This window comes from Paraburkholderia sp. ZP32-5 (assembly GCF_021390495.1).
Classification (GTDB): Bacteria; Pseudomonadota; Gammaproteobacteria; order Burkholderiales; family Burkholderiaceae; genus Paraburkholderia.
On the sequence record NZ_JAJEJP010000001.1, the window covers coordinates 1,777,792 to 1,803,575 of the forward strand.

Genomic DNA, 25,784 nt, shown 5'->3' on the forward strand with positions numbered 1-25,784 from the left:
TTGCACACCAGCGGGGCTTTTGGCGAGTTTGATCAAAAAAAAAGGAATAGGGGAAATGAAGTTGAACATCAAGAAAGCGGTATTTGCCATTGCGGCGCTGGCAGCGACAGCAGCCCTGACGGGATGCGCCACTCCATATCAGTCGGAAGGTCTGACGGGCGGGTACAAGGACAGACAGATCGATGGCCAGACATTGCATGTTCAGTTCTGGGGCAATGGGTACTCGACGCAACAGCTGGTGCACAAGTACTTCCTGTACCGCTGCGCCGAGCTGACGCAACAGCATGGATTCAAATACTTCATGGTCGTTCCCCCCGCAATGACGGGCGCGCTTGCACCGACCGGCAGCCTGGTCCGCAGTTCGGGGTTTGACCACAGCATGATGCAAAAAACGGCCTACTACGTGCCAATCATCATCCCCAGCGGTGGTGGTGGAGTAACCAGACATGAGGAGTCGGCAGACATCCGGATGTTCAACGACGACGCGGTATTTTCCATGAAGGTCGCCGGCTGGGACGCGGCCGAGATGCTGGAACAGCTGGGCCCCTTCGTTCACAGCAATGGGCAGACAGCGAGGGACATTCCGCAAAGCTGGGTCTTCGAACCTGGCAAGCCCAAGGTACGCGCGCAAGACCTGTTGCCCACCGCGCCAAAGAAGGACGTCGCCGCGGGAACCTGATTCGAAAGAAAGAGCGTGGCTCCAGGCATCTGATAGCGCGACAGAAAAGGTGGCAACTCCGCCAGACCGCGGAGTGTGGCAGAGGTGGAAACACTGCCACTACCGCGATGCAGATCGACCAGCCTGCATCGCGGCTGACAGGAAATGAAGAAAAACGAAAAAGATCATGAACGCGTCCACACGTAACGCTTTACGACAACTCGAGCAGAACCGCCACGCACACGACGAGCGCCACGAGCGCGGCCTGCAGGCCGCGCGTCTGAGCTGGCCCACGCCGACGCGTGCGTATCGCGTTTGGCAGCGTGCAGTGTCGGCGCTGGTCGCGTTGACACTATTCGCGGGACCGCTGTCGATTACGTTCGAGCAAAGCCGGGACGCGGCGGGTGTGCTGGCGGCCGGTAGTCATCGTCTGGATGACGAAGCCTGGCAGCGCATCATCGATCTGAGCGCGGTGCGGATTCGCTTTGAAATGCAGATGGCGCACGCCGCGCCAATTGCCGACCCGACCGCGCCGATTTCGTTTCAACCGAAAATTACCCAGTCGACCGGGGCGAGCGGCGGCGTACCTGTCGTCAACATCACAGCACCGAACGCGGCGGGGATTTCACTCAACAAATTCCAGAGCTTCAACATTGATCCGGTCGGGCTGATTCTGAACAACAGCCTGATATCGGGTACGTCGCTCACAGGCGGCAATGTCCAGGCGAACGCGAACCTGGCCGGCCGCACCGCAAGCGTGATCGTCAACCAGGTCACATCGACGGGCGCCGCGTACGCGAGTTTGCTGAACGGTCCGCTCGAAGTGTTCGGCGCGCCGGCCACCGTGATCATCGCGAACCCGAACGGCATCACGACCAACGGTACCGGCTTCACGAATACGATCGGCGTGACGCTCTCGACCGGCACGCCGCAGTTTCTGAGCGACCTGAACGGCACGCCCACCGACTTCAACAACGCGCAGGCGATCGGCTACAGCGTGGTCGGCGGCCATATCCAGATCGAAGGTAATGCGGGCGTGAACGGCCCCGGCGCCGGTATTGAAGGGACGGTCGGCACGATCGACCTGATCGGCGAAACCATCGGCATCAACGCGCCGTTGTATGCCGGCTCGCGGATCAATGCGATTGCCGGGCGGCAGTTCGTGCTGCCGTCGGCGGTGGGCAGCGACGGCACCACGTATGCCACGTCCGCGAACGGCTCCGACAACTCCGCCAACGCGATCAATAGCGCCAACGGTCGCATCAACAACGGCCTGGCCATCGACGCCACCGCGTTCGGCGCGATGACGGCCGGCCAGATCCAGGTGATCGGCACGGCGGCCGGCATGGGCGTGCGCACCGACGCGCAAATGGCCGCCAACACCGGCGACCTGCTGCTGTCGTCGAACGGTGATCTGACGGTTAACGGTTCGGCCGCGCAACAGCAGGCGACGCTGCAAGCTGGCGGCAATCTGTCGATGACCGGCACGCACGTCGGCATCGACGGCTACACGATCAATGCGAACGGCGATGTCACGTCGACCGGCACGATCCAGACGACCGGCAAGCTCGCGGTGACGGCGGGCGGCAACGTCAACCTGGCGAACACGCAATCGATCGGCGACACGGCGGTCACCGGCGGCGCGAGCGTCACGCTCGGTGACGTGCAGACCAGCGGCGCACTCGCGGTGACGGCGCAGGGCAACGACGGCACGGGCGACATCAACCTGAACGGCACGTCCGTGACGAGCGGTGCGACCGATCTGCAGGCGGCGCGCGATGTCAACGTGAACGGGCAGGCCAACGGCAGCACGCTGCAGGTGACGGCGCAGCGTGACGTCAACGTGAACGCAAGCGGCGCTTTGCTCACCACGGGCGATCTGACGGTGACGGCGACCCAGGGCAGCCTCACGTCGAGCGGCAGTGTTGCCGCCGGCGGGCAAGTGACGCTGTCGAGCGGGCAGGACGTGCGATTTACCGGTGCGTTGCAGGCCAACCAGGATTTGCAGGTGAGTGCCGGCAACAGCGCGACGCTGGCGGATACGCAGGTGGGCGGCGCATTGCAGGTCACGGCGAACGGCACATCGAGCGGCGACGCGACCTTCAATGGCGACACCCAGGTGACGGGCACGGCGGCCGTGCAGGCGGCACGCGATGTCGTCGTGAACGGCACGCTCGCGAGTGGTGCGCAGATCGCGCTGAACGGACAGCGCAATGTCACGGTCGCGAACACGGGGACCGTGCAGGCGAACGGCGATCTGGATATGACGGCGGTGACGGGCAACGTGACGTCCAGCGGCGCGCTGATCACCGCGGCGAACCTGAACGCGACGGCCGGCCAGGATGTGGCGCTGACCGGTTCGACCGGCGCGGTGGCGAATACCAGTCTGAGCGCGGGCCGCGATCTGACGGTCGACGGGACGCTGGCCGGCCAGGGCACGGCGACGCTGACGGCGGGGCGCGACGCGTTGCTCGGCGGCACCAGCGGCTTTACGCACGACGTCACGGTGAACGCGACCAACGATCTCACCGTGAGCGGCACGCTGGTCGGCATGGCCACGCTGACGCTGACGGCGGGTCAGGCGGCGACGCTCAACAATGTGCAGTCGACTGCGGCATTGCAGGTCGCCGCCAACTCTGGGCCGTTGACGATCAACGGCACGGTGACATCGCTGGTGGGTGCGTCGCTGACGTCCGGAGGCGACTTCGCCGTGAACGGCACGTTGCAGAGTAACGCGGCGTTGAGCGTGGCAAGCGGCGGCAATCTGTCGGTGGCCGGTACGGTCAATACGTTGTCGACCGGGGCATTCACTGCCGCGCGCGACTTCAATATCGCCGGTACCTTGCAGACGAGCAATTCGCTCAGCGTCACGAACGGTGGCAATGCCGTCATTTCCGGCACCGTCAATTCGCTGGCCGACGCGTCGATCACATCGGCCGGCAATGTCGGCGTCAATGGACTGCTGCAAGGTGTCGGCGCATTGCTGGTCGCGAGCGGCGGCGATACGTCGGTGGGCGGCACGGTGCTGTCCACCAGCGATGTCACGCTGCGCAACGCGGCAGGGTCAATGACCAGCACCGGCACGTTGCAAGCGGGCGGCAAGCTGTTGATCGACGCGGCGCAGTCGGTCGACCTGGGTCATCGCAACACGACCGCGCAAGGCGATCTGACCGTCGAGGCCGGCCAGAACCTGACCATGAACGGTACTGTCACGGGCCAGAGCAACGGCACGCTGACGGCGGGCGGCGCGATCGCCGGTTCGGCGGCGGCGGCGTTTGTCGGCGCGGCGACGCTGCAGTCCGGCGGCGATACCACGCTGACCGGTTCGTTGCAGGGCAATACGGTGCAGACCGGCGCGGGCGGGTCGGCGACGCTGCACGACGTGATGGCGGCGTCGACGTTGTCGCTGTCGGCGGCGAACGATCTCGCCACCAATGGCACGGTGTTGAGCCATGCCACGGTCGATCTGAATGCGGGGCGCGACTTGACGACGAGCGGTCCGCTGCAGTCGATCGGCGACATGACGCTCACGGCGGGCCGCGATCTGAACGCGACCGGCGCGCTGGCCGTGCAGACCAACGACCTGCGCATCACGGCAGGCAATAACGCGAGCATCGCGGACGCGCAGGTCGGCGGCGCGTTCACGATCGCTGCGAACGGCGTGAGCGGCACCGGTGGTCCCAACGGGCTGACCGGCGGCGACATCACGTTCAACGGCACGATGACGACGGTCGGCGCATTGACCGCGCAAGCGGCGCGCGACGTGGTCGTCAACGGTCAAACGGCAGTAGGGGGCGTGACCAGCCTGCAGGCTGGCCGCGATGTGCAGGTGAACGGCACGCTGGCGAGCACGTCGCAAGCAACGCTCGACGCCCAGCGCAACGTTGGCGTGGCGACGAACGGCGTCGTGCAGGCCAACGGCAATCTCGCGATCACCGCGCACACCGGCAACGTCACCTCGAGCGGCACGCTGCAAGGCGCGGCCAACCTCGACGTGAGCGCCGGGCAGGACGTGGCGTTGACGGGCGCGACCGGGTCGATCGGCGCGGCGAATCTGCAGGCCGGCCATGATCTGACGATCGGCGGCACGTTGGCGGGGCAGCAAGGCGCCACGCTCGCCGCGGGTCATGACGTGACCGCGGGCGGCAACATCGGTTATATGAACGACGTCGGCGTGAGCGCGGGCAACAATCTCGCGGTGACGGGTTCGCTGGTTGGCGCCGCTGTGACGCTGACGGCGGCGCAGGCCGTGACGCTCAACAACGTGCAGTCCAATGGCGCGTTGCAGGTGGCGGCCAACAGCGGCGCGCTGACGGTGAACGGCACGGTCACGTCGCTGTCCACGGCCACGCTGAATTCGGCCGGCGATTTTGCCGTCAACGGCACGCTGCAAAGCGCGAACCAGCTCGCTATCACGAGCGGCGGTAAAACCGCGCTTGCCGGGACGGTGACGTCGCTGTCCACCACATCGGTGACGTCGGCGTCCGACGTTGCCATCGGCGGCGCATTGGAGAGCACGGGCGCATTGACCGTGACCAGCGGCGGCAACACGTCGATTACATCGCCCACCGGCGTGGTGCAGTCGAATGGCGATCTGACGTTGCGCAACGCGTCGGGCTCGCTGACGAGCGTGGGCACCATCCAGACGAACGGCAACCTGCTGATCGACGCCGCGCAATCGGTCGATCTCGGCACGCAGAGCACCACGGCGCTCGGCGATCTGACGGTGAACGCCGGGCAGAATCTGACCATGAACGGCGCCGTCGGCGCGCAAGGCAACGGCACGCTGAACGCAGGCGGCACGATTGCGGGCGCGGCAACGGCCGCGTTCGGTCAGGCGCTGACGGTCAGTTCCGGCGCGGATACGACGCTCACCGGCTCGCTGCGCGGCAATACCGTGCAGACGTCCGCGGGCGGGTCGGCCACGCTGAACAGCGTCACGTCGGCGTCGACGCTCTCGCTCGCCGCCAATGGCGATCTCGCGACGACCGGCGCGGTCACGAGCGGCGCAACGGCGACGCTGAACGCAGGCGGCAACCTCGACCTGGGCGGACCGCTGCAGGCGGTCGGCGATACCCGTTTTACCGCGCTGAGCGGCAGTGTCGTATCGACGGGTTCGGTCGCCACCAACGGCTCGTTCAACGTACAGGCCGGCACGGATATCACGCTCGGCGCAGCGGCGGCGGCTTCACTCGGTATGACACTGGCGGCCGCGCGCAATGTGAGCGCGACTGGTGCGCTGAGCGTACTGGCCGGCGATCTGCAGATCAGCGCCGGCAACAACGTCAGCTTGACTGACGCGCAGGTGAGCGGCGCATTCGGCGTGGTCGCAAAGGCTGGCGACGCGACGTTCAACGGCACAGCGGTCGCGCTCGGCGCGACGAGCGTCCAGGCGGCGCGCGACGTGATCGTCAACGGCACGCTGGCTGGCGGCGGCGACGGCACACCGGACACCAGCGCGACGGGCAATGGCCCGACGACCGTGCAGGCGGGCCGCGACGTGAACGTCGCCGGTCTGCTGGCCGGCGGCGCGCAATTCGGCGTGACGGCGCAGCGCAACATCGCGGTGGGCACGAACGGCACCGTCGAAGCGGCGGGCGATCTGAGCGTGGCGGCGACCACGGGCAGCGTGACGTCGACGGGAACGTTGAACAGTCAAGCCACGCTGCACGTCGACGCGGCGCAGGACGTGTCGCTCACGGGTGTGGCCAGCGTGGTCGGGGCGACGACCCTCGACGCGGGTCACGACCTGACGGTCGGCGGCACCTTCGTCGGCGAGAGCGGCGCGACGCTCGGCGCGGGGCATGATGCCACGCTGGGCGGCGCCAGCAGTTTCGCCGGCGATACGGCGGTCAACGCGGGCAACGACCTCACGGTCAGCGGCACGCTGGTCGGCGCGGCAGTCTCGCTGACGGCGGGCCAGGCGGTGACGCTCAACGATGTGCAATCGAACAACGCATTGCAGGTTGCCGCGAACGGCGGCCCGCTGACGATCAACGGCACGGTGGCGTCGCTGTCGACGGCCACGCTGAGTGCCGTCGGCGACTTGTCCGTCAGCGGCATTCTGCAGAGCGCGGATACGCTCAGCGCGACGAGCGGCGGCAACTTCACCGTGCCCGGCGCGATCAATTCGCTGACCGGCGGCACGTTCAGTTCCAGCGGCGACTTCACTGTCGGCGGCAGCTTGCAGACCACGGGCACGCTGAGTATGACCAGCGTCGGCGGTACGTCGATCGCCGGTACGGTCAATTCGCTCGCGGGCGGCTCGCTGAACGCCACGGGCAATATCGCGGTGACCGGCACCCTGCAAGCCACTCAGGCGCTCGACGTGACGGGCGGCGCTAACACGACGAATAGCGGGACGATCCGTTCGACCACGGGCGACCTGAGTCTGCACAATGCGGCCGGTTCGCTGACCAGCACCGGCACGCTGGAGTCGGGCGGCAATCTCGCCATCGACGCCGCGCAATCGGTCGATCTCGGTACGCAAGGCACGACGGCACTCGGCAACCTCACAGTCGACGCCGGCCAGAATCTGACGATGAACGGTTCGGTGGCGGCGCAGGGCAACGGTACGCTGAGCGCGGGCGGCACGATCGCGGGCGGTGCTGCGGCGGCGTTCGGTCAGGCGGCCGTGCTCAGTTCCGGCGGCGATACGAACCTCACCGGTTCGCTGCGCGGCAATACCGTGCAGACCCATGCGGGTGGATCCGCTTTCGTGCACGACGTGCTGTCGGTATCGACGCTTTCACTGGCGGCAAACCAGGACCTGAATGTCAGCGGCACGATCACCAGCGGTGCCACCACGACCTTGCAGGCGGGCGGCAATGTGAACCTCGCGACGTCGAGCGTGATCCAGTCGGTCGGCGATACGTCGCTGACGGCGACGGGCGGCAGCGTGAACTCGACGGGGGCGATTGTCAGCAACGGCGAGCTCAACGCGCAAGCCGGCACGGATATCAACCTCGGCGGCAGCGCCAATGTGACCGGCAATACGACGCTCGATGCGGCGAATAACGTCAACCTGAACGGCGTTTTCGCGGGCGGCGGCGCATTCGCCGCGCAAGCGGGTTCGGCGATCAACCTCGCCAGCGCGGCTAGCGTGACCTCGACGCTCGATACGTCGTTGAAGGCGGGTAGCGACATCGATCTTGCCGGCACGCTCACGAGCCACGGCGGCCTGAACGCGCAGGCCGGGCGCGATATCGCGGTCGGCGGCGCGACGACCACCGCGCTCGATACGCTTTTCAATGCCGGGCGCGATGTCAATGTGTCGGGCACGCTGGCGGGTGTCGGTTCGGGCAGTATCGCGGCGGGTCGCGACATCATCGGCGCGGGGACGTTTGCGTTTGGACAGGCGGCGACGCTCAGCGCGGCTCGCGATGTCGTGCAAGGCGGTTCGATTCAGGGGCAAACGGTTCAGGTGAGCGCCGCGGGCAACGCGACGGTGACCGACATCACGTCGGCCGGCACGCTCTCGCTGGCCGCCAACGGCACGAATACGGCGACCGGTCCGGGCAACCTGATCGTCAACGGCACGGCCACCGCGGTGGGCGCCGTGACGGCGAGCGCGCAGAACGACGCGACGATTGCCGGCAAACTCGAAAGCGGTTCGAGCCTCGGCCTCACCGCGCAGCAGAACGTCGCGATCAGCGGTGAGATTCAGTCCGTCGGCGATATGAACGTTACCGCGCAGGCGGGCAGTCTCAATGCGACGGGCGGTATCAACAGCGGCGGCAAGCTCGCCGTGTCGACAGGCCTGGATCTGTCGCTGGGGACGGCGTCGAGCACCAGTGCCGTTAGCGACATGACGCTTGACGTCGGCCGCGATGCAAGCCTGAATGGTTTGCTGATCGGTGGAACCAGCGGGGTGATAACGACGGGCCGAGATCTCAACGGCTCGGGCACGCAGGCGTTCACGGGCGCGGCCACGCTGAGCGCACAGCGCGAACTCGCGTTGACCGGCGCGCTTCAGGCGAATGCCATCAGCGCGAATGGCGGCGACAGCGCCAGCTTGCACGACGTCAATTCGGCGACCACGCTCGCCGTCACCGCGCAAGGCAAGGCCGGTGCGGGCGATGCGTCGATCACCGGTACCGCGACCGCCGCCGGCACGGCGACGGTCAATGCCGCGCGCGATGTGCTGGTCAGCGGATCGCTGGCTAACGGCAGCTCGCAGACGTTGAACGCCGAGCGCAACATCTCGGTGACCGGCACCGTGCAGGCGGCCGGCGATCTGAATGCCACCGCTACGTCCGGCAACGTCGCGTTGTCGGGCACCGCCACCACGGCGGGCGCGCTGAATGTCACGTCCGGGCTCGATACGCAACTCGGTGGCCAGGTGGCCGCGGCGAATCAGGTGACCGTGCAGGCCGGCCGCGACATCGATCTGAACGGTGCGCTGGCGGGGCAGATGGGCGGCACGCTCACGGCGGCGGGGAATATCGCCGGAGCGGGTTCGACGGCGTTTTTGCAAACCGCGACGCTCAACGCGTCGAACGACATTGCACTGACCGGTCCGCTGCAGGGCGGCAGCGTCGCGCTGACGGCCGGTAATAGCGTGGCGCTCGCGAACGTGCAGTCCGTGACCGGCGACCTCACCGTGAAGGCGAACGGCAACGCGGGCGGCGGCGATATCACGGTGAGCGGCGCGGCGACCGCGTTCGGCGCACTGTCGCTGCAGGCGGCGCGCGACGCCAGCGTGACCGGCGCGATCAATACGGGTGGCACGACCACCGTTAATGCGGCACGCAACGTCACGCTCGGCGACGTCAACGCATCTGGCGATATGGCGCTGACGGCGACTAGCGGCAACCTCAGCGTCGGCAATCTCACGACACAGGGCAATCTGACCGCGAGCGCCGGTCAGGCGCTGACCGTTGCAGGTGCAACGCTCGCCGGCGGTAATGCGCAGCTGACGTCCGGCGGCGACATGACGCTGACCGGCAGCACGAGTGCGCAGAACGTTGGGTCGTTGACCGCGGGCGGTTCGATTAGCGCGTCATCGGTCGCGTTCGGGCAGCAGGCGACGCTCGATGCCGGCGGCAGCATCGGCGTGACCGGCAGCGTCGCGACCAACGGCGCGCTGAGCGCGACGGCCGGCAACGATCTGTCGATCGGCTCCGCGCAGGAGGACGGAACGCTTGCCCTGCAGGCGCAGGGACACAACGGCGCCGGCGATGTGCAAGTCGGCGGCACGCTGGCTTCCGGCGCGGCCACCACGTTGACCGCGGCACGCGACATCACAATCGGCGGCAACGCGACGAGCGCCGACAAGTTCACCGCGACCGCGGGCCGCAATCTCACCGCGAACGGCACGATCGGCGCGAACTCCGACATCGCGTTGAGCGCGACGAGCGGCAATCTGCGCGTTACCGGTTCGATCACGAGCCAAGGCAATCTCGATGCGAATGCGGGCGGCACGCTGTCGTTGTCCGGCGAACTGGTCAACGGCAATACGACGTTGACATCGGGCGGCGACACGAACCTGAGCGGCACGTTCCTCGGAGTCGGGTCGGCGACGCTCGACGCAGGCGGTTCAGTGATGGGCAGTGGCGTGGCGTTGACGTTCGGCAAGGACATCACGATCGGCGCGGGCGGCGGCGTCACGCTCGGCGATATTCAGGGCGCCGGGCAGTTCAGCGCGACCTCGAGCGGCGACATGTCGCTCGGTGCGACGACGGCGGTCGGCGATGTAACGGCGAAATCCACGGCCGGCAGCGTGAGTTTTGGCGGCGCGCTGCAATCGGGCGGCAACGTGCAGGTCGTCGCGGCGAACAACGTCTCGGTGACGGGCGCGGTGTCCGCGATGGGTAACGTGAACGTGACCGGCACCGCGGGTAATGTGACTGTGGCGGGGGTGTCGTCGAACGGCGATACGATGCTCAGTGCGGGGCAGACGCTTACGCTGAGCGGCACCAGCACGGTGGCGGGGCAATTCACGCTGAACGGCGGCAACGTTACGTTGAGCGGCTCGCAAAGCGGTTCGAAGAACGTCACGGTCGAGGCGACCGGCACGCTCGATGCGAGCCAGACCACGCTCGTCTCGACGCAGGACATGCAGTTGAGCGGGGCCAATGTCACGCTCGGCGATGTGGTGGTTGGCGGGGCGTTGACGGCGGCGGCGACGAATCAGTTGTCGCTGGTGGGGACCGCCGTGGATGCCGTGGGTGCGGCTACGCTGACGTCGCAGAATGGGTTTTATAACGCCAGCAATGTGCTGGCGGGCGGCGATCTTGATGTGTCGGCGCCGAATTTGACGAATGCGGCGGGCGCATCGTTGGCGTCGACCGCGACGACGACGGTCAACGCCAGCAACTTCACCAACGCGGGATTGGTGAACGGCGCTACGACCAACGTGTCGGTTGCCGGCGGGTTGAACAATACGGGTGGCGCATTGATGGGCGTGAACGCGTTGTCGGTCACGGCGGGTTCGCTGAACAATCAGAACGGCGTTGTTTTTGCGGGCAATCCGAATACGCCGAGTGGCCCGACGACGGGCGATGTGTCGCTGACGATTACCGGCGGTGAGGGATCGTTCTATAACGTGGGCGGCCAGTTGCTCGCGCAGCGGAATATGACCGTCGGCGCCAATGGTCTTACGCTGGATCTGTCGCAGGGCACGATTAGCCAGGGCGGTGCGCTGTCGATCACGGCTGGGCAGATCAGCAATAGCGGCACGTGGAATTACGGCGGGCAGAGCGTCAGCGTCTATGGCCTGTATGGGATGACCAACAGTGGCGTGATGACCGGCACGGCATCGCTGACGTTGGGTACGGGCGGGACGTTTACCAACTATGGTCAGGTGACCGGCGGCGACGTCACGTTCAATGGGACGTTGAATAACGTTGCCGGTGCGGTGATGCATGCGGACGGCACGCTTGCGCTGAATGGGAATACGACGAATCGGGGGACGGTAGAGGCTGGCGGCACGGTGTCTGTGACCGGGGGCAATTACGACAATCAGGGCGCGCTGACGCAGTCGAAGGGCGACATCGACTTCAATATCGGGGGGACGCTCTATAACACCGGCGGGTCGATCTTTGCGGGGAATAACGTCAATATCAGCGCGGGGGCGGTGGTGAATGATCAGACCGAGCCGAGCGGAACCAGCACGTCGACCACGGTTGTCACGAACCCCTCACTGCTTTGGTCTGCCGTCGTGGGAACGCAGACCGCCTGGTCGAACGTGTCTTATGGCGGTGACAATGGATTCATACAAGCCGAATCCAATACGGTAAGTGCGACCCTCGGTGATCTTCTTTCTCCCACTGGGACGCAGGCCGTGGGCGCGAATGCGTCTGCCTGGAACGGTTCCCAACCGGTTGCGGGCTCCGGTACGGTAACTTTCTACGAGCACAGCGTTCAGGTGGGAATGCAGGGTAACGATAGTAGTACGCCCATCTATCAGAACTTCTGGTTTGTTGGAACGGGTCCCGATCCGACCGCACTGGCGTCTGTCACGCTGAATTTGCCGACCCTCTACCAAACGACGGTTACGCAGCAAGCGGGTACATCAGGTGTCATTTCGGCTGGCAATTCGATTTCGCTCACCGCCAGTTCGCTGTCCAATCAGGGCGGCCAGATTGCAGCCCAAGGCAATGTGACACTGAACGTCCAGTCGCTCAGCAACGGGTCTGTTGCAGCGGCATCTTTGAACCAGTCGACGCAGACGTTCGATCAGGGGCAGTACGCCGCGTTTATCGCTCAGCTTCAATCGCTGCAGACGATCGGCGTGCAGGGTACTGGCTATACGGACAGCGTCTATATGCTTCCGCCGAATACTTTCGATATCACCTCTGCCACTGCACCGACTGCAAGTGGCTCCATGACGTCGGCGTTCGCCACCGGGATGATCGCCGCAGGCGGCAATCTGGCCGTCTATGGCGGCAACCTGGTTAATGCGGGCATGCTCTACGCCGGCAACAACGTACAGATTGGCGCGGCGAGTCTGACCAATCAGGGTGGCAACCAGCAGAACTATTCCACGCAGACGGGTTGCGCCGCAGGCGTGCCAAACTCGGCGTGTGGTACTGCCGGAAACACGCGCGGCTCAAATCCCACCACCACGACCTTCGGCTACAACCAGAACGACGCGACGATTTACGCGGGTAACGATCTCGTGATCGCGGCTGGTCAGATCAACAATACGTATGGCAACCTGCTTGCGGGTCACGACATTGTGATCGGCGGGGTGGGCTCGACCGCGAGTTCCACGACGCCGGCCGGCAGCCTGAACAACACGTCGGGCAACATCGTCGCGGGCAACAACATCACGCTGGACGTATCGGGCGCGATTACCAACAATTTGCCGCCGCCGGTGCCTGTGCATGAGAACTATGGTTCGCAGGAACAGTACTCGGGCTGCATGACGGCGGGTGGGTATAAGGAGAGCTACTGCGAGGGGTATGTCGATCAGCAGTCGGGCAGTTCGTCCGTTATCAGCGCGGGGAACAATCTGCAGATCAACGCTGGGAGCCTGACGAATATCGGCAGTCTGATCGCGGCAGGGAATAGCGCGACGATCAACGTTGCCGGACCGGTGAGCAACGAAGCGCAGACACTGGACGCGTACTGGCACTCGCACTGGGTGCAGGAAACCGGCATGTTCAGCAGCGACAAACGCCACGACGTATGGGCGTGCGGTTCGGCTGCGGAATGTACGGCGCTCTACGGCAGCGCCTATACGAGCACGGGCGGCACCATCGACCCGCCGCAACCGGTGGGCAATATTGCTGCAACGATCCAGGCGCCGAATCTGTCGATTACGTCGGGTGGGCAGATTCAGAACGTGGGTAACGTGATCGGCACGTCGGTGACGTTGACCGGGCAAAAGCTGATCAACGGCATCACGACCCCGAACACGTATACGCCGAGCGTGAATGCGCCGTCGCAGGTGGTTTCGCTCAGCCCGCTCAATCTTCCTGGATTGAATCTGTCCTTGCCGCGTACCGTTGGCGCGACGCTGCCGCCGCCGGTCGCGGGGAAGGCTTCGTATGTCGACAATTCGCTGGGCGCGTCCGCAGTGGGCGATCTGAGCCCGCAGGATCTGCTCACGGCGCTGCCTTCGAATCTTCAGCCGAGCTCGACGCTGTTCTACTACAACCCGCAGGAAGAAGATCTGATGCTGCAGCAGGCGGCATTGCAGCAAACGGGCAAGGCGAGCTTTGTCGATGGGCTGACGTACGACAGCAAGACGAACACGTCGGTGACGGAGCAGGAGAAGGCCTACCTGTATCAGAACGCGCTCGACTATGCGGAGGTGAACAACCTGCAGCTTGGCGATGCGCTGACGCAAACGCAGATCAGCGCGCTGGACAAGCCGATGCTGTGGTATGTCGAGCAGACTGTGCCGGATCCGTCGTGTACGGCGACGGGCACGGCGACATGTCCGACGATCACCGCGCTGATGCCACAGGTTTATCTGCCGGCCAATACGAGTGCGATGTCGGCGGGTGGGAATATTTCAGGGCAGGACGTCACGCTCGATTTCAACAAGGGAGGTGGCGGCAGTGTTCTGAATGCCGGAAGCATCGATGCTTCCGACACCCTGACGGTCAATACGGATTCGTTGACCAACCAGGCAAACCAGGTTGACGTTGGTCAGATCTGGCAGAAGGTGAAGGGCGGTTACGTCGAGACCACGGGGACGACAGTTCAGCCGGGCGGCTTCATGAGCGCGGCGAACATGGATCTGAACGTGCAGACGCTGGATCAGATCGGCGGCGCGCTGCAGAAGCTTAATGCGGACGGCACAGTTGATCAGGCCGGGACGCAGATGATTCTCGGCCAGCTTCAGCAACAACTCGGCGGCGCGTTTTCGCAGGTCGCGGTGAGCGATAACCTCCATACGCAGTTTGTTCAGGAGGGCGGTCTCGGCCCATTGGGGCAGGTGCTGAGCGCCGCGATTCAGATTGTTGCGTCGCTCTATCTCGGTCCGCTTGCTGGTGCGCTCATTGGCAGCGTTGCCGGTCAGCTGATTACTACCGGATCCGTGGATTGGGGTTCTGTCGGTAAAGCCGTAGCGGTCGAAGAACTCACAGCTGGTATTGACTCTGGTTTGGGGCTGGATAACGTCAGCGGGTTTAACGACCTCGGTAATGGTGTTGTATCCGCCGATTCATCCGTCACGCTTGCCAATCTGGGACAGACGGCACTGAGTGTCGGGGAGCGTTCACTTGTTAGTGCAGCAGTCTCCACCGCAATTTACGGCGGCAGCTTTGGACAAGCCCTAAAAAATGATCTGGTGACCAATATTGCTGCCGTAGGTGCGAACGTCATCGGCGACAAATTCAACAACTCGTCCGGTCTTTTCAGTAACACCAGTCCGCTTTACTATGCGGCACATGCGGCATTGGGGTGTGCGGCCAGTGCGGCGGAAGGGACAGGATGTGCTGGAGGGGCGATTGGCGGGGCCGTGTCGGCCGGGTTGAATCCGGTCATTGACGCGAATGGGAACATCCCTCCGGCCGCGCTGGCCGGTATCGAAACGCTGGTGAGCGGCGGCGTGGCCGGGGCGCTCGGCTTCAATGTTCAGGGCGCGATGACTGCGGCTCAGAATGAGACGCTGAACAACTGGCTGAACCATGTCCGACCGAGTCCCAAGTCGCTTTCGCAGGCGGAGCAGTATCAGCAGGCGGTGGCCACAGGGGACGTCAGCAAACAGGATCAATTGGCTGCGTTGTCGGCCCAGAATGATCAGAATTTGGCTCAGGCATGTGCGGGTGGAACAGGCAGTGCAGGATGCCAAGGGCAGATTCAGGCGGCCCAGGCGGGCGGGAATCTGGTCTACACGCAGTCGCTGGGGGGCGGGCTGAGTTACACGTATGCGAATCCGTTGCTGTATGCGACGGGGCCGGAAAGTTTCCCCTCCTCACTTGCGACCGGCCCTCAGCTCACGAGTATCCCGAGTAGCTCGGGACCGTCGGTCGGTGCTGCAACGCTGGTCACGATGCTAGACAGTCCGTTGGCGGGGGCATTCAGTGGGCTGATCTATGCGACGGGCGGGTCGAATGCAAACGCCTATCCCGTAGCACAATTGAGTGCTGCGACGGAGGGTATCATGGCGGGGTTTGCCGGGTTCCGGATGCCGGAGGCGCCCACGCTTGTTGCCACAGACAATGGCGTGCCGAGTAATTTGAGCGGATTGGCGAATCCAGGTTCGATTCGTTTCACGCAAGACAGCATCAGCTCAACGTTTAAGGATGGAACATCGCTGCAAGATACGATCGGAGCTTTGCGATCCGGCATGATATCGCCAGCCGACCTGCCGCCGATACGTGTGTACGAGCAAAACGGACTTGTGTATACGCTCGACAACCGCCGGTTATTTGCTGCGTATCAGGCAGGAACCCAAGTTAACATTACCCCGGCTACTTCTCAGGAAGTGTTGAGTCAAGGGTGGAAGTTCACAACCCCCAATCAAGGTTGCATCATTTGTGTCAACGGCACGCCCAAACCGTAGGAGGAGCGCATGGAGTTGTCGGAGCGGGTAAAAGGCATTGCATCCAAAGAGGAATTGGCAGATTTCGTTGCCGCTCTGTCGCAAGATTTGGAGCAAAATCGAGTTCAATGGGAAAACCCAACGCTTGAGAGGTTTCTTGTCGCAATGGAAAGTTGGATCAGGTCCATGGACAACTTTTACAGAAACACCGGACAAGATATTCCGGTCGCGCCGAGTTGGCGCACGTTGGCCGATATCCTTTGCGCGGCGAGGATATACGAATAGAGGGGATCCGGTTTGATCGCAAGTTGGCGGTTCAGCCTTGGCAGCAACAAGCAGAAACATGAACCTGGCCACGAGCCAGGCTTGTGCTTTATGGCAGCGTGAGCCGCCGCAGCGCGTCGGAATACGAACTGGTCTATGACGGACAGGAAGAGGATGCAGCGCGCTGGAATTGCCCCTGTATCTCCGGACATGCGCTAGAACAAACTCGTCAATATTCCGCATCAGGTGTTCGACAGATGTCAGTAATGACTCCATCTGCGAAGACCTTGCCCTCCCACATCTGGACTCCCTTGCCGACAGCCAGAAGCGGGGCAACCAGGGCGAAGGATAGAAACTTTACCGGTACATTGTGTTCGTGACCAAGTTTGAGATGTCGACCTTCCAGCAACCAGCGGCAATCAAAGTGCTGCCCCTCGATGACCAGAAGGCAACCGAAGTGCGTGCCCGGGTTTACGAACACTGGCCCATTTCTTCCTCCTTCGGCCGTGGTCCTGAGCCGAAGACGAAGTACCACATCGGGTTGCATCAGACTCCCTCCCGGACCATGGTTCGCCTGAACTCGCGTGGAGAGCAGTATTTCAAGGCGCTATGTGGATGCTGTTCGTTGTAATGCTCAAAGGCGATAGCGAGATTGCGTACGACCGTCGCCACGTCGGGCTTCGGCATGAAGGTCACGTAGTCGCGCTTCATCGTCTTCACGAAGCTCTCAGCCGTGCCGTTACTCTGTGGGCTGCACACCGGGGTCGTCAATGGCTTTAGGCCGATGTCGGCAGCGAAGGCGCGGGTCTTCTCGGTGATGTAGCCCGAGCCGTTGTCCGTAAGCCATGCGATTTCCGCTGGCGCCTTCGGGGCGTCGTCAAAGCGATGTTCGACAGCCGCGAGCATCACGTCAAGCACGATGTTCCCGCTATGGACGCCGGTTGTCGCCGCCCAGCTCATCACTTCGCGGTCGCAGCAGTCCAACGCAAACTTCACGCGCAGCGGTTCGCCGTTCTCGCAACGAAACTCGAAGCCGTCAGGACACCAGCGTTGATTGCTCTTCGCTACGGCGACCTTGCCGTCATGCCGACACTGCGGGCGCGGCAGCATGGGCCTGCGTTCGACCGGCAAGCTATGTACGCGCATGCCGGCTCTCTCTCGGCCGACGGTCCGCAGCATGCTGCGGAATCCGTGCGCAGTGTGCTTTCCCTTGCATTCCATCTCGGGTAGGGCCTTGTTTACGCGTCTTGGTGTAAATGCGGGGTGGAGATGGAAACACATAATGTCCGCGGCCTGTAAGCGATTGCAGTTCGCTGAGCAACGCAACCGCTTGCTTAGGTAAAGGCACAATATGGTCGTGGCGCATCTTCATTCGCTCGGCCTGAGCATGCCATTCGCTCGCTTTCAGGTCGATTCCGTCCCACGAGGCGGCTGCGATCGCCCCGGGGCGTAAACCCGGGAGCATGGTCAGTTTCAGCACGGCCCTGGTGATCGGCGACTTATGTATTGATGGCTTGCACCAGTGGGAGGATTCCGGCGGATTTCGTAATGGCCGGGATGTGGCTTTTCTCGTGTCGCAGGATGACACCGCGTAGCAACAACGAAACACCATCCTCTCGAAGGCTATGGTGGATCGCATACATCACGACGACGCCTACGTATTGGCGTGCCTTGGTTGCGAGGTTGGGTGCATGCCCCGCGATTGCCTCCAACACCGGTTTGACTTCCAATGTCGCGAGCGTCGAAATGGGCTTGTTGCTTAGTGGCAGGATCAGGTATTGCCGAACTACGAACTCCGTTTTGCTGCAAGTCTCGTCGGCCCATTCCTTGCGTTTGAATGCAAGCCAATTTCCTGCAACGAGACGGAGCGCTCCTTCAGCGGCGCGTTTGCGTACAGCGACTTCGGCTCTGCGATGTTTGCCGGATTAGCGCCATCACGTATCAGACTGCGGGTGATCGCAGCTGACTTGCGCGCGTCGACGAGTGCAACTTCGGGATATGGACCAAGACTGAGAAAGTCGGTACTCGGGCGACGATAACGGAACAGCCACGTTTTGCGTCCGTTTGGCCAGATGCGCGTAAGACAAGCCCGTTCTCGTCTGAGAGCAGATGAGAGCAGGGCGTTCGCGCGGTTTGGCGACGCGAAATACATTCGAACTTAGGCTCGGAGCGTTTGGGCATTGCTCGGCACCTCGATGCGGCGTATGCGCAAAAATCGCCGATGCCGCAGGACATGACAGCCGGCCGCACAAACAAAAAGCCCCGTAAGACGATAATCTTACGGGGTTTCTCGAACTACTTCGGCTTACGCCGGAACAACTGTTGGTGCCCAGGAGAGGACTCGAACCTCCACGGTGTTGCCACCGCTAGGACCTGAACCTAGTGCGTCTACCAATTCCGCCACCTGGGCACGTCTTCAAGCTAGACCGCTATTTTAGCGAGATGATGAAGTTTGTCAATCCTTGCTTCAAACAAACCTGCTTTCTCATTCGCCCGGTTGAATCGGGCAGCGCATTGATCAAACCGCTGCCGAACTACCGTCCTGCTTACCAGACAATCGACTCGTAAAAAGCGCGCTTCGATCATTGGGGTCTTACACAAAAAGTAAAGCCGCCCGAAGGCGGCTCTACTTTTGAATCTGGTGCCCAAGAGAGGACTCGAACCTCCACAGTGTTGCCACCGCTAGGACCTGAACCTAGTGCGTCTACCAATTTCGCCACCTGGGCAGGTGATGAACAGCAAAGACCGCCATTATAGCGACGGATTCAGGCCTGTCAAGCGTTTCGCCAGAGCCGGCTGAGACGCGTCGCGCGTCCCCGCAATACGGCTGTGAACCGCCTCGGACGGGCCGCTTGGCGCGCGGCACGGGTGTTAGAATGCCTCGCAGTAGTTCGTCGGCGACGTACGCGCATGATCTCCGTGCGCACGCCCGTGGCGTCGGCTGTGCTGGACCCTGGCCAGCTTTGCCCGGCTTGAGCCGGTTTTGAACAAGCCGGCTTCCGGCAGCTTCGGGCGCAATCGCAGTCACGCAGGGGCCATGACGGAAACAGTGCCAGCCCCTGAGCAGGTGCAACGCAGGTACGCAGGTATAACGCAGGTGTCGAGCAGGTGTTACTGAGCGCATCACCCCAACGCCTTTCAGGCCGGACCACATTGCCGACCGACGTCCATGCAACGAGAAAAAACCATCGACAAGCCCTTGAGCAAATTTCCGTATCCGATTCCAAGCCGCGAAGAAATCCTCGGCGTATTGCGCACGAGTGAAACGCCGCTTGCCGCGAACGACATCGCCGAAGCGCTGTCGATCAAGCGCCAGGAGCGCGAAGGATTTTTCAAGCGTCTCGGCGCGATGGAGCGCGACGGCCAGATCCGGCTCGATCAGCGCAATCTCTATCAGCTCACTCATCCGTCGAATTTCGTCGCGGGCCGCGTGCAGGGGCATCGCGACGGCTACGGCTTCCTGATTCGCGACGACGGCCAGGACGACCTGTTCCTGCCCAACGGCGAGATGCAGAAGGTCATGCACAACGATCGCGTGCTCGCGCGCATCGTCGGCTATGACCGGCGCGGGCGCCCGGAAGGGCACATCGTCGAGGTCACGGACCGCGCGAACAAGCGCGTGATCGGCCGCCTGCTCAACGAGAACGGCGCGCTGATCGTCGCTCCCGAAGACAAGCGCATCGGCCACGATATCCTGATCACGCAGAACACGCGCAAGGCCAAGGTCGGCCAGGTCGTGGTGGTCGAGCTGACCGATTTCCCGAGCCGTCATTCGCAGCCGCTGGGCCGCGTGGTCGAAGTGCTCGGCGATATCGACGACCCCGGCATGGAAATCGAAATTGCGGTGCGCAAATACGGCGTGCCGCACGAGTTCAGCGGTGCCGCGCTCGACGAAGCCGCGCGCCTGCCCGACGAAGTGCGTCCCGCCGACATCCGCCATCGCGTCGATCTGCGCGACGTGCCGCTCGTCACGATCGACGGCGAGGACGCGCGCGACTTCGACGACGCGGTCTATTGCGAGCCGGTCAAGGTCGGCCGCGGCGACGGCTTCCGCCTGATCGTCGCGATCGCCGACGTGTCGCATTACGTGCAGCCGAAAAGCGGGCTCGACACCGATGCGATCGAGCGCAGCACATCGGTGTATTTCCCGCGCCGGGTGATTCCGATGCTGCCGGAAAAGCTGTCGAACGGACTGTGTTCGCTGAATCCGGACGTCGACCGCTGTGTGCTCGTGTGCGACATGATCGTCACCGCGCGCGGCGACGTGAAGGCGTATCAGTTCTATCCGGGCGTCATGCATTCGGCCGCGCGGCTCACCTATACCGAAGTCGCCGCGGTGCTGACCAACACCAAGGGGCCGGAGGCCATCCGCCGCGCCGCGTTGCTGCCGCAACTGCAGAATCTGTACGGCGTCTACAAGGCGCTGTTCGCCGCGCGCCAGAAGCGTGGCGCGATCGACTTCGATACGACCGAGACGTACATCGTCTGCAACGCGCAGGGCAAGATCGAGCAGATCGTGCCGCGCACGCGCAACGACGCGCACAAGCTGATCGAGGAATGCATGCTGGCCGCGAACGTGTGCGCGGCCGATTTCCTGAAGCGCAACAAGCACGCCGGCCTGTTCCGCGTGCATGCGGGCCCGAGCGCGGAAAAGCTCGAGAATCTGCGCACTTTCCTGCGCGGCATGGGCCTGACGCTCGGTGGCGGCGACAGCCCGCATGCGAGCGATTACGCGGCGCTGATGGCGCAGATCCGCGACCGGCCCGACGCGCCGATGCTGCAGACGATGCTGCTGCGCTCGATGCAGCAGGCGGTCTACAGCCCGGACAACATCGGTCACTTTGGTCTTGCGTACGAAGCCTATGCGCACTTCACGAGCCCGATTCGCCGCTATCCCGATCTGCTCACGCATCGCGCGATCTACGCGATCCTGCAGGGCCGCAAGTATCAGCCGGAGCCGTCGCACGGCGTCGAGTTGAATACCGCGCTGTCGCCGCGCGCCCGCGCGATGCAGCAGGCCGACGAGGAAAAACGCGGCCGCTCGCGTGCGAACGGTGGGGCCAATGTGGCGATCTGGGAGGAACTCGGGCTGCACTGCTCGGCCAACGAGCGCCGCGCGGACGAAGCATCGCGCGATGTCGAAGCGTGGCTCAAGTGCTACTTCATGCGCGACAAGCTCGGCGAAGAGTATGGCGGCATGATCAATGGCGTCACGTCGTTCGGCATCTTCGTGCAGCTCGATTCGCTGTTTATCGAAGGGCTCGTGCACGTCACCGAACTCGGCTCGGACTACTTCCAGTACGACGAGATCAAGAACGAGTTGCGTGGCGAGCGCACCGGTATTCGCTATCGTCTGTCGGATCGCGTGCGCGTGCAGGTGAGCCGTGTCGATCTCGACGCGCGCAAGATCGACTTCCGGCTCGTGCGCGATACGCCAATCAAACCGCCCGTGGTGCGCGGCGTCGCGGCGGACCGGAGCGAAGGCGGTGGCCCACGCGTGCGTGCGTTGCCGGCGGCGGAAAGCGGTGCGATGCCGGGACCGCGACGCAAGAAGGCGGCGCCCGCGCAGAGCGCCGCGGTCAAGGAAGCGCGCGCGGCGCGCGGCGCGGCGAAGAAGCATGGCGTCGCGACGAAAGCAGCGTCGAAGCCGGTACGCAAGAAGCGCTGAAGCCGCCGCAAAGACAGAGCCGCGCGCAGCGGGCACGTGAAGACGTGCCGGTTGCGCGCGGTCTGCGTTTTGGCGCATGAGTGTCGTAGCGCGCGGCGACGCGAAGTCGGCGACAGGTTGCCGGTTTCATATTCATCACAGCGGCGCGCGTCGTGCGCGCCCAATCAAAGGTTGTTCAGTCATGGCACGTCTCAAGGTCTTATACGGTTTCCACGCAGTGACCGCGCGTATCCGGCACGATGCGTCGACAGTCGAGGATGTTTATTACGACGCGACGCGCAAGGACCGGCGAATGACCGAATTCCTGAATGCCGCGAAAGAGGCTGGCGTGCGTCTGATCGCCGCCGACGAAACGCGTCTGTGGGGCCTCGCGCGCACCGAGCGTCATCAGGGCGTGGTCGCGCGCGCGGGCGATCTGCCGCTCGCACAGAACCTGGCTGAACTGCTCGACGGCATCAGCGGTTCGCCGCTGATCCTCGTGCTCGACGGCGTGACCGACCCGCACAATCTCGGCGCCTGCCTGCGGGTCGCGGATGCGGCCGGCGCGCACGCGGTGATCGCGCCGCGCGATCGCGCGGTCGGGCTGAATGCGACCGCCGCGAAGGTCGCGAGCGGTGCGGCCGATACCGTGCCGTACATCACCGTGACGAACCTGGCGCGCGCGCTGCGTGAGCTGAAGGAGGCGGGCGTATGGGTGGTCGGCACCGCGGGCGAGGCGACGAAGGGTCTTTACGAAACCGAACTGGATGGCCCGGTGGCGATCGTGATGGGCGCGGAAGGCGAGGGCATGCGACGTCTTACGCACGATACCTGCGATGTGGTCATGCGCATTCCGATGGCGGGGACGGTTGAAAGCCTCAATGTTTCGGTGGCCAGCGGTGTGTGTCTGTTCGAGGCGGTGCGGCAGCGGGCGGTGAAGAAGTAATCCCGCTCCACGTGGCCGGCAATACGGCAAAACATTGGACTCGGAATAACTGATGTTTTGACGTGTGTTGAGAGGGTGTGGCGAGCGGCCGGTTATTTGTCCGGCCGCTGCTTGAACCCAGCAGGAAAAGTGGCAAGTCTGATGGTTAGCCCCCGGCCAACCAATCCAATCACCCGCGCACGACTCCGGTAAACTAGCGTTTTTCACGCTTCCCCCGCATCCCCATGACTCAAGACGAACTCAAGCAACTGGTCGGCCAGGCCGCCGCCGATTACGTGAACGCGAACGTGCCGCAAGGCTCGGTGATCGGCGTTGGCACCGGCTCCACCGCGAACTGCTTCATCGACGCGCTAGCGGCCAGCAAGTCCCGTTATCGCGGCGCGGTGTCGAGTTCGCTCGCCACCACCGCGCGGCTGCAATCGCACGGCTTCAAGGTGCTCGATCTCAACGAGATCGATTCGCTGCCGGTCTATGTCGATGGCGCCGACGAAATCGATCGCAGCGGCGCGATGATCAAGGGCGGTGGCGGTGCGTTGACGCGCGAGAAGATCGTCGCATCGGTGTCGGATGTGTTCGTCTGTATCGCGGATGCAAGTAAGCTCGTCGATACGCTCGGCAACTTCCCGCTGCCGATCGAAGTCGTGCCGATGGCGCGCACCGCGATCGGCCGTCGCGTGACGGCGCTCGGTGGCGTGCCCGTCGTGCGTGTGACGAAGGAAGGCGTGCCGTTCATCACCGACAACGGCAACGAAATCATCGACGTAAAGGGACTCAGCATCAGCGATCCGCGCACGCTCGAGGCGCAGATCAACGCGTGGCCGGGTGTCGTGACGGTGGGGCTGTTCGCGGGCCGTGGCGCGAACCTGTGCCTGCTCGGCGCCGACACCGGCGTGCAGACGATTACATACGGCCAGAACTAAACGGCGGCGCTTCCAGGCGTTGCTACGCTTCATATAGTGTGCGTGAGCCTCCGTCGCATCGGGAGGCTCGCGCATCGTCTACTCATCCGCTTCAAACGTACCCTTCCTTAACGCACAGCCCAGTCCGATCACCTGCGTCATCCGCTGCAAATACCGCTCCAAACTGAATACGTTGCACGCGCATCATTAAGCGCCATGCCGCGCGCGCGATCTGCGCGCAACCTGAAAATCACCGCGCACGCGCCGCAATCGCGCGCATCAAAGCCGCATGAATAGCGGCCAGAAATTCTCATTGGCAACCATTACGTCTGAACTATCCGACCACTGTCGCGCGTCGAATGTGGGCGCGCGCACGCACAGCAAGGAATGGGGCACATACACTCCTTGTTGAGTCCACGTGGCATTTCTGACGGATAGGGAAGAGACATGAAAGTCGCGATCGTGCACGACTGGCTCGTTGCACCTGGCGGCGCGGAGAAGGTGCTCGAGCAGATCATCGAGTGCTTTCCCGATGCCGACCTGTTTAGTCTCGTCGACTTTCTCGAAGATCGCGCACTGCTCGCGAACAAGGCGGTTACCACGTCGTTTATCCAGCGTCTGCCGTTTGCGCGCAGTCGCTATCGGATGTATCTGCCGTTGATGCCGCTCGCGGTCGCGCAGTTCGATCTGTCCAGCTACGACCTCATCATCACGAATTCGTCGTCGATTGCAAAGGGCGTGCCGGTCGGTCCGGATCAGAAGCACATCAGCTATGTGCATGCGCCGATGAGCTACGTGGGAGATCTGCAGCACCAGTATCTGCGCGAAGCGAATCTGCTGCGCGGGCCGAAGTCGTGGGCCGCGCGCGCGCTGTTTCACTACCTGCGCGGCTGGGATGCGGATGCGACGAACGGTGTCGATCATCTGATCGCGAATTCGCAATCCGTCGCGCGCCGGGTGATGAAAGCGTACCGGCGTGATGCGGCGGTCGTCCCGCCGCCGCTCGACGTGGATCGATTCGAACTGCGCGTGTGCAAGGAAGACTTTTATCTGGCCGTGTCGCGAATGGAGCCGCACGAGCGCATCGATCTGATCGTCGATGCGTTCAACGCGACACCGCAGCGCAAGCTGATCGTGATCGGCGACGGTCCGCGGATGGCCGCGATTCGCGCGAAGGCCGCGGCGAACGTGACGATCCTCGGCGCACAGCCTCGCGACGTGCTGAAGGACTACCTGCAACGCGCGCGCGCATTCGTGTTCGCCGCCGAGGAAGACTTCAGCATCGTGCCGCTCGAAGCGCAGGCTTGCGGCACACCGGTCATCGCTTTCGGCAGGGGTGGTGTGCTCGAAACAGTGGTGCCGGTCGGCGATCGACAGCCTACCGGTGTTTTCTTTGCGCGCCAGACGGCGGTCGCGTTACTCGAAGCAATCGACCGCTTCGAGCGTTTGCAGAAGTACATCACCGCCGCGGCTTGCCGCGCGAATGCCGAGCGCTTTTCGGCAGCGGTATTCCGGCGCGCGTTCATGGCCGAGGTCACGCGGGCGATTTGCGCGACGGATCTGCCTGAGCGCATTGCCGCGATGGGACGAGGCGATCACGAACTGGCAGCGCAGCATGGCTCGCCAGGCGAGGCGCCGCCCAAGCGCGACTGAGGCCGCCGAGGCCGGGCAATACCAGCTTTCCACCGACGTTTGCAGTGATTTTCCGTTCGGTAATGGCTCGATAGAAGACCAACCGGGTGTCGTCGTAAAGCAGTGACTTTGCAGCGAGTAGTAGCTAGCCGTGCGGGCCGGTGTGTCCGGGCGGGTAGAGGTTGACAGGACTTCATAAATCACGACCAGGGTGCGTGCTGTACGCCACTGATGCGGTATTCACTGGCGCCGGCTGGCCTCGCGTGGCCATAACGACCTGAAGCAGACGTTCGCCG

Annotated in this window: 10 protein-coding genes, 2 tRNA genes and 2 pseudogenes; 7 read left to right on the forward strand and 7 right to left on the reverse strand. The window is 63.6% G+C overall.

Annotation, left to right across the window (positions count from 1 at the left end):
- The first annotated feature begins 55 nt into the window (after nt 1-55).
- The 3 genes from L0U82_RS07500 to L0U82_RS07510 all read left to right on the forward strand — a co-directional run bounded on the left by L0U82_RS07500 (nt 56) and on the right by L0U82_RS07510 (nt 16,385).
- Entirely contained in the window at nt 56-679 is a 624-nt protein-coding gene (locus tag L0U82_RS07500; protein WP_233829552.1) for a CC0125/CC1285 family lipoprotein, read from the forward strand.
- Nucleotides 680-845: 166 nt separating this feature from the next.
- Nucleotides 846-16,121, forward strand: a complete 15,276-nt coding sequence (locus tag L0U82_RS07505; protein WP_233829556.1) for a filamentous hemagglutinin N-terminal domain-containing protein — start codon at nt 846-848, stop codon at nt 16,119-16,121.
- 9 nt (nt 16,122-16,130) lie between these two features.
- Nucleotides 16,131-16,385, forward strand: coding sequence for a DUF7660 family protein (locus L0U82_RS07510; RefSeq protein ID WP_233829565.1), 255 nt, complete (start codon nt 16,131-16,133; stop codon nt 16,383-16,385).
- A 208-nt stretch (nt 16,386-16,593) separates the two neighbouring features.
- On the opposite strand, the gene L0U82_RS07515 is transcribed toward L0U82_RS07510, so the two are convergent.
- The 7 genes and pseudogenes from L0U82_RS07515 to L0U82_RS07540 all read right to left on the reverse strand — a co-directional run bounded on the left by L0U82_RS07515 (nt 16,594) and on the right by L0U82_RS07540 (nt 19,090).
- Nucleotides 16,594-16,911 (reverse strand): hypothetical protein, encoded by a 318-nt coding sequence (locus tag L0U82_RS07515; RefSeq protein WP_233829567.1) that lies wholly within the window; start codon nt 16,909-16,911, stop codon nt 16,594-16,596.
- Nucleotides 16,911-17,510 (reverse strand): annotated as a pseudogene (locus tag L0U82_RS07520) (DDE-type integrase/transposase/recombinase); the annotation flags it as partial. The pseudogene L0U82_RS07520 and the gene L0U82_RS07515, both read right to left, overlap by 1 nt.
- Nucleotides 17,497-17,976, reverse strand: a complete 480-nt coding sequence (locus L0U82_RS07525; protein ID WP_442793631.1) for a tyrosine-type recombinase/integrase — start codon at nt 17,974-17,976, stop codon at nt 17,497-17,499. The gene L0U82_RS07525 and the pseudogene L0U82_RS07520, both read right to left, overlap by 14 nt.
- A pseudogene (locus tag L0U82_RS39970) lies at nt 17,864-18,166 on the reverse strand (phage integrase central domain-containing protein); the annotation flags it as partial. The pseudogene L0U82_RS39970 and the gene L0U82_RS07525, both read right to left, overlap by 113 nt.
- A complete protein-coding gene (locus tag L0U82_RS07530) occupies nt 18,151-18,516 on the reverse strand; it encodes an Arm DNA-binding domain-containing protein (RefSeq protein WP_233829569.1) in 366 nt (121 codons plus the stop codon). The gene L0U82_RS07530 and the pseudogene L0U82_RS39970, both read right to left, overlap by 16 nt.
- Nucleotides 18,517-18,687: 171 nt before the next feature.
- Nucleotides 18,688-18,774: transfer RNA gene (locus L0U82_RS07535), tRNA-Leu, on the reverse strand.
- Nucleotides 18,775-19,003: 229 nt separating this feature from the next.
- Nucleotides 19,004-19,090, reverse strand: a tRNA-Leu gene (locus tag L0U82_RS07540).
- 443 nt (nt 19,091-19,533) lie between these two features.
- Here L0U82_RS07540 and rnr point away from each other — a divergent pair.
- From rnr to L0U82_RS07560, 4 genes are all read left to right on the forward strand, one after another.
- Nucleotides 19,534-22,032 (forward strand): ribonuclease R, encoded by a 2,499-nt coding sequence (rnr, locus tag L0U82_RS07545; protein WP_233829578.1) that lies wholly within the window; start codon nt 19,534-19,536, stop codon nt 22,030-22,032.
- A gap of 181 nt (nt 22,033-22,213) precedes the next feature.
- Nucleotides 22,214-22,957, forward strand: coding sequence for a 23S rRNA (guanosine(2251)-2'-O)-methyltransferase RlmB (gene rlmB, locus L0U82_RS07550; protein ID WP_233829583.1), 744 nt, complete (start codon nt 22,214-22,216; stop codon nt 22,955-22,957).
- Between the two features lie 224 nt (nt 22,958-23,181).
- The gene (gene rpiA / locus L0U82_RS07555) at nt 23,182-23,877 is read left to right on the forward strand and encodes a ribose-5-phosphate isomerase RpiA (protein WP_233829584.1); all 696 of its coding nucleotides are present in this window, start codon (nt 23,182-23,184) and stop codon (nt 23,875-23,877) included.
- 426 nt (nt 23,878-24,303) lie between these two features.
- The gene (locus tag L0U82_RS07560; protein ID WP_233829585.1) at nt 24,304-25,509 is read left to right on the forward strand and encodes a glycosyltransferase; all 1,206 of its coding nucleotides are present in this window, start codon (nt 24,304-24,306) and stop codon (nt 25,507-25,509) included.
- Nucleotides 25,510-25,784 lie beyond the last annotated feature (275 nt).

Coding starts and splice junctions, on each gene's coding strand:
- L0U82_RS07500 (WP_233829552.1), top strand. CDS start 56: ATGAAGTTGAACATCAAGAAAGCGGTATTTGCCATTGCGGCGCTGGCA.
- L0U82_RS07505 (WP_233829556.1), top strand. CDS start 846: ATGAACGCGTCCACACGTAACGCTTTACGACAACTCGAGCAGAACCGC.
- L0U82_RS07510 (WP_233829565.1), top strand. CDS start 16,131: ATGGAGTTGTCGGAGCGGGTAAAAGGCATTGCATCCAAAGAGGAATTG.
- L0U82_RS07515 (WP_233829567.1), bottom strand. CDS start 16,911: ATGCAACCCGATGTGGTACTTCGTCTTCGGCTCAGGACCACGGCCGAA.
- L0U82_RS07525 (WP_442793631.1), bottom strand. CDS start 17,976: ATGGTGTTTCGTTGTTGCTACGCGGTGTCATCCTGCGACACGAGAAAA.
- L0U82_RS07530 (WP_233829569.1), bottom strand. CDS start 18,516: ATGTATTTCGCGTCGCCAAACCGCGCGAACGCCCTGCTCTCATCTGCT.
- rnr (WP_233829578.1), top strand. CDS start 19,534: ATGCAACGAGAAAAAACCATCGACAAGCCCTTGAGCAAATTTCCGTAT.
- rlmB (WP_233829583.1), top strand. CDS start 22,214: ATGGCACGTCTCAAGGTCTTATACGGTTTCCACGCAGTGACCGCGCGT.
- rpiA (WP_233829584.1), top strand. CDS start 23,182: ATGACTCAAGACGAACTCAAGCAACTGGTCGGCCAGGCCGCCGCCGAT.
- L0U82_RS07560 (WP_233829585.1), top strand. CDS start 24,304: ATGAAAGTCGCGATCGTGCACGACTGGCTCGTTGCACCTGGCGGCGCG.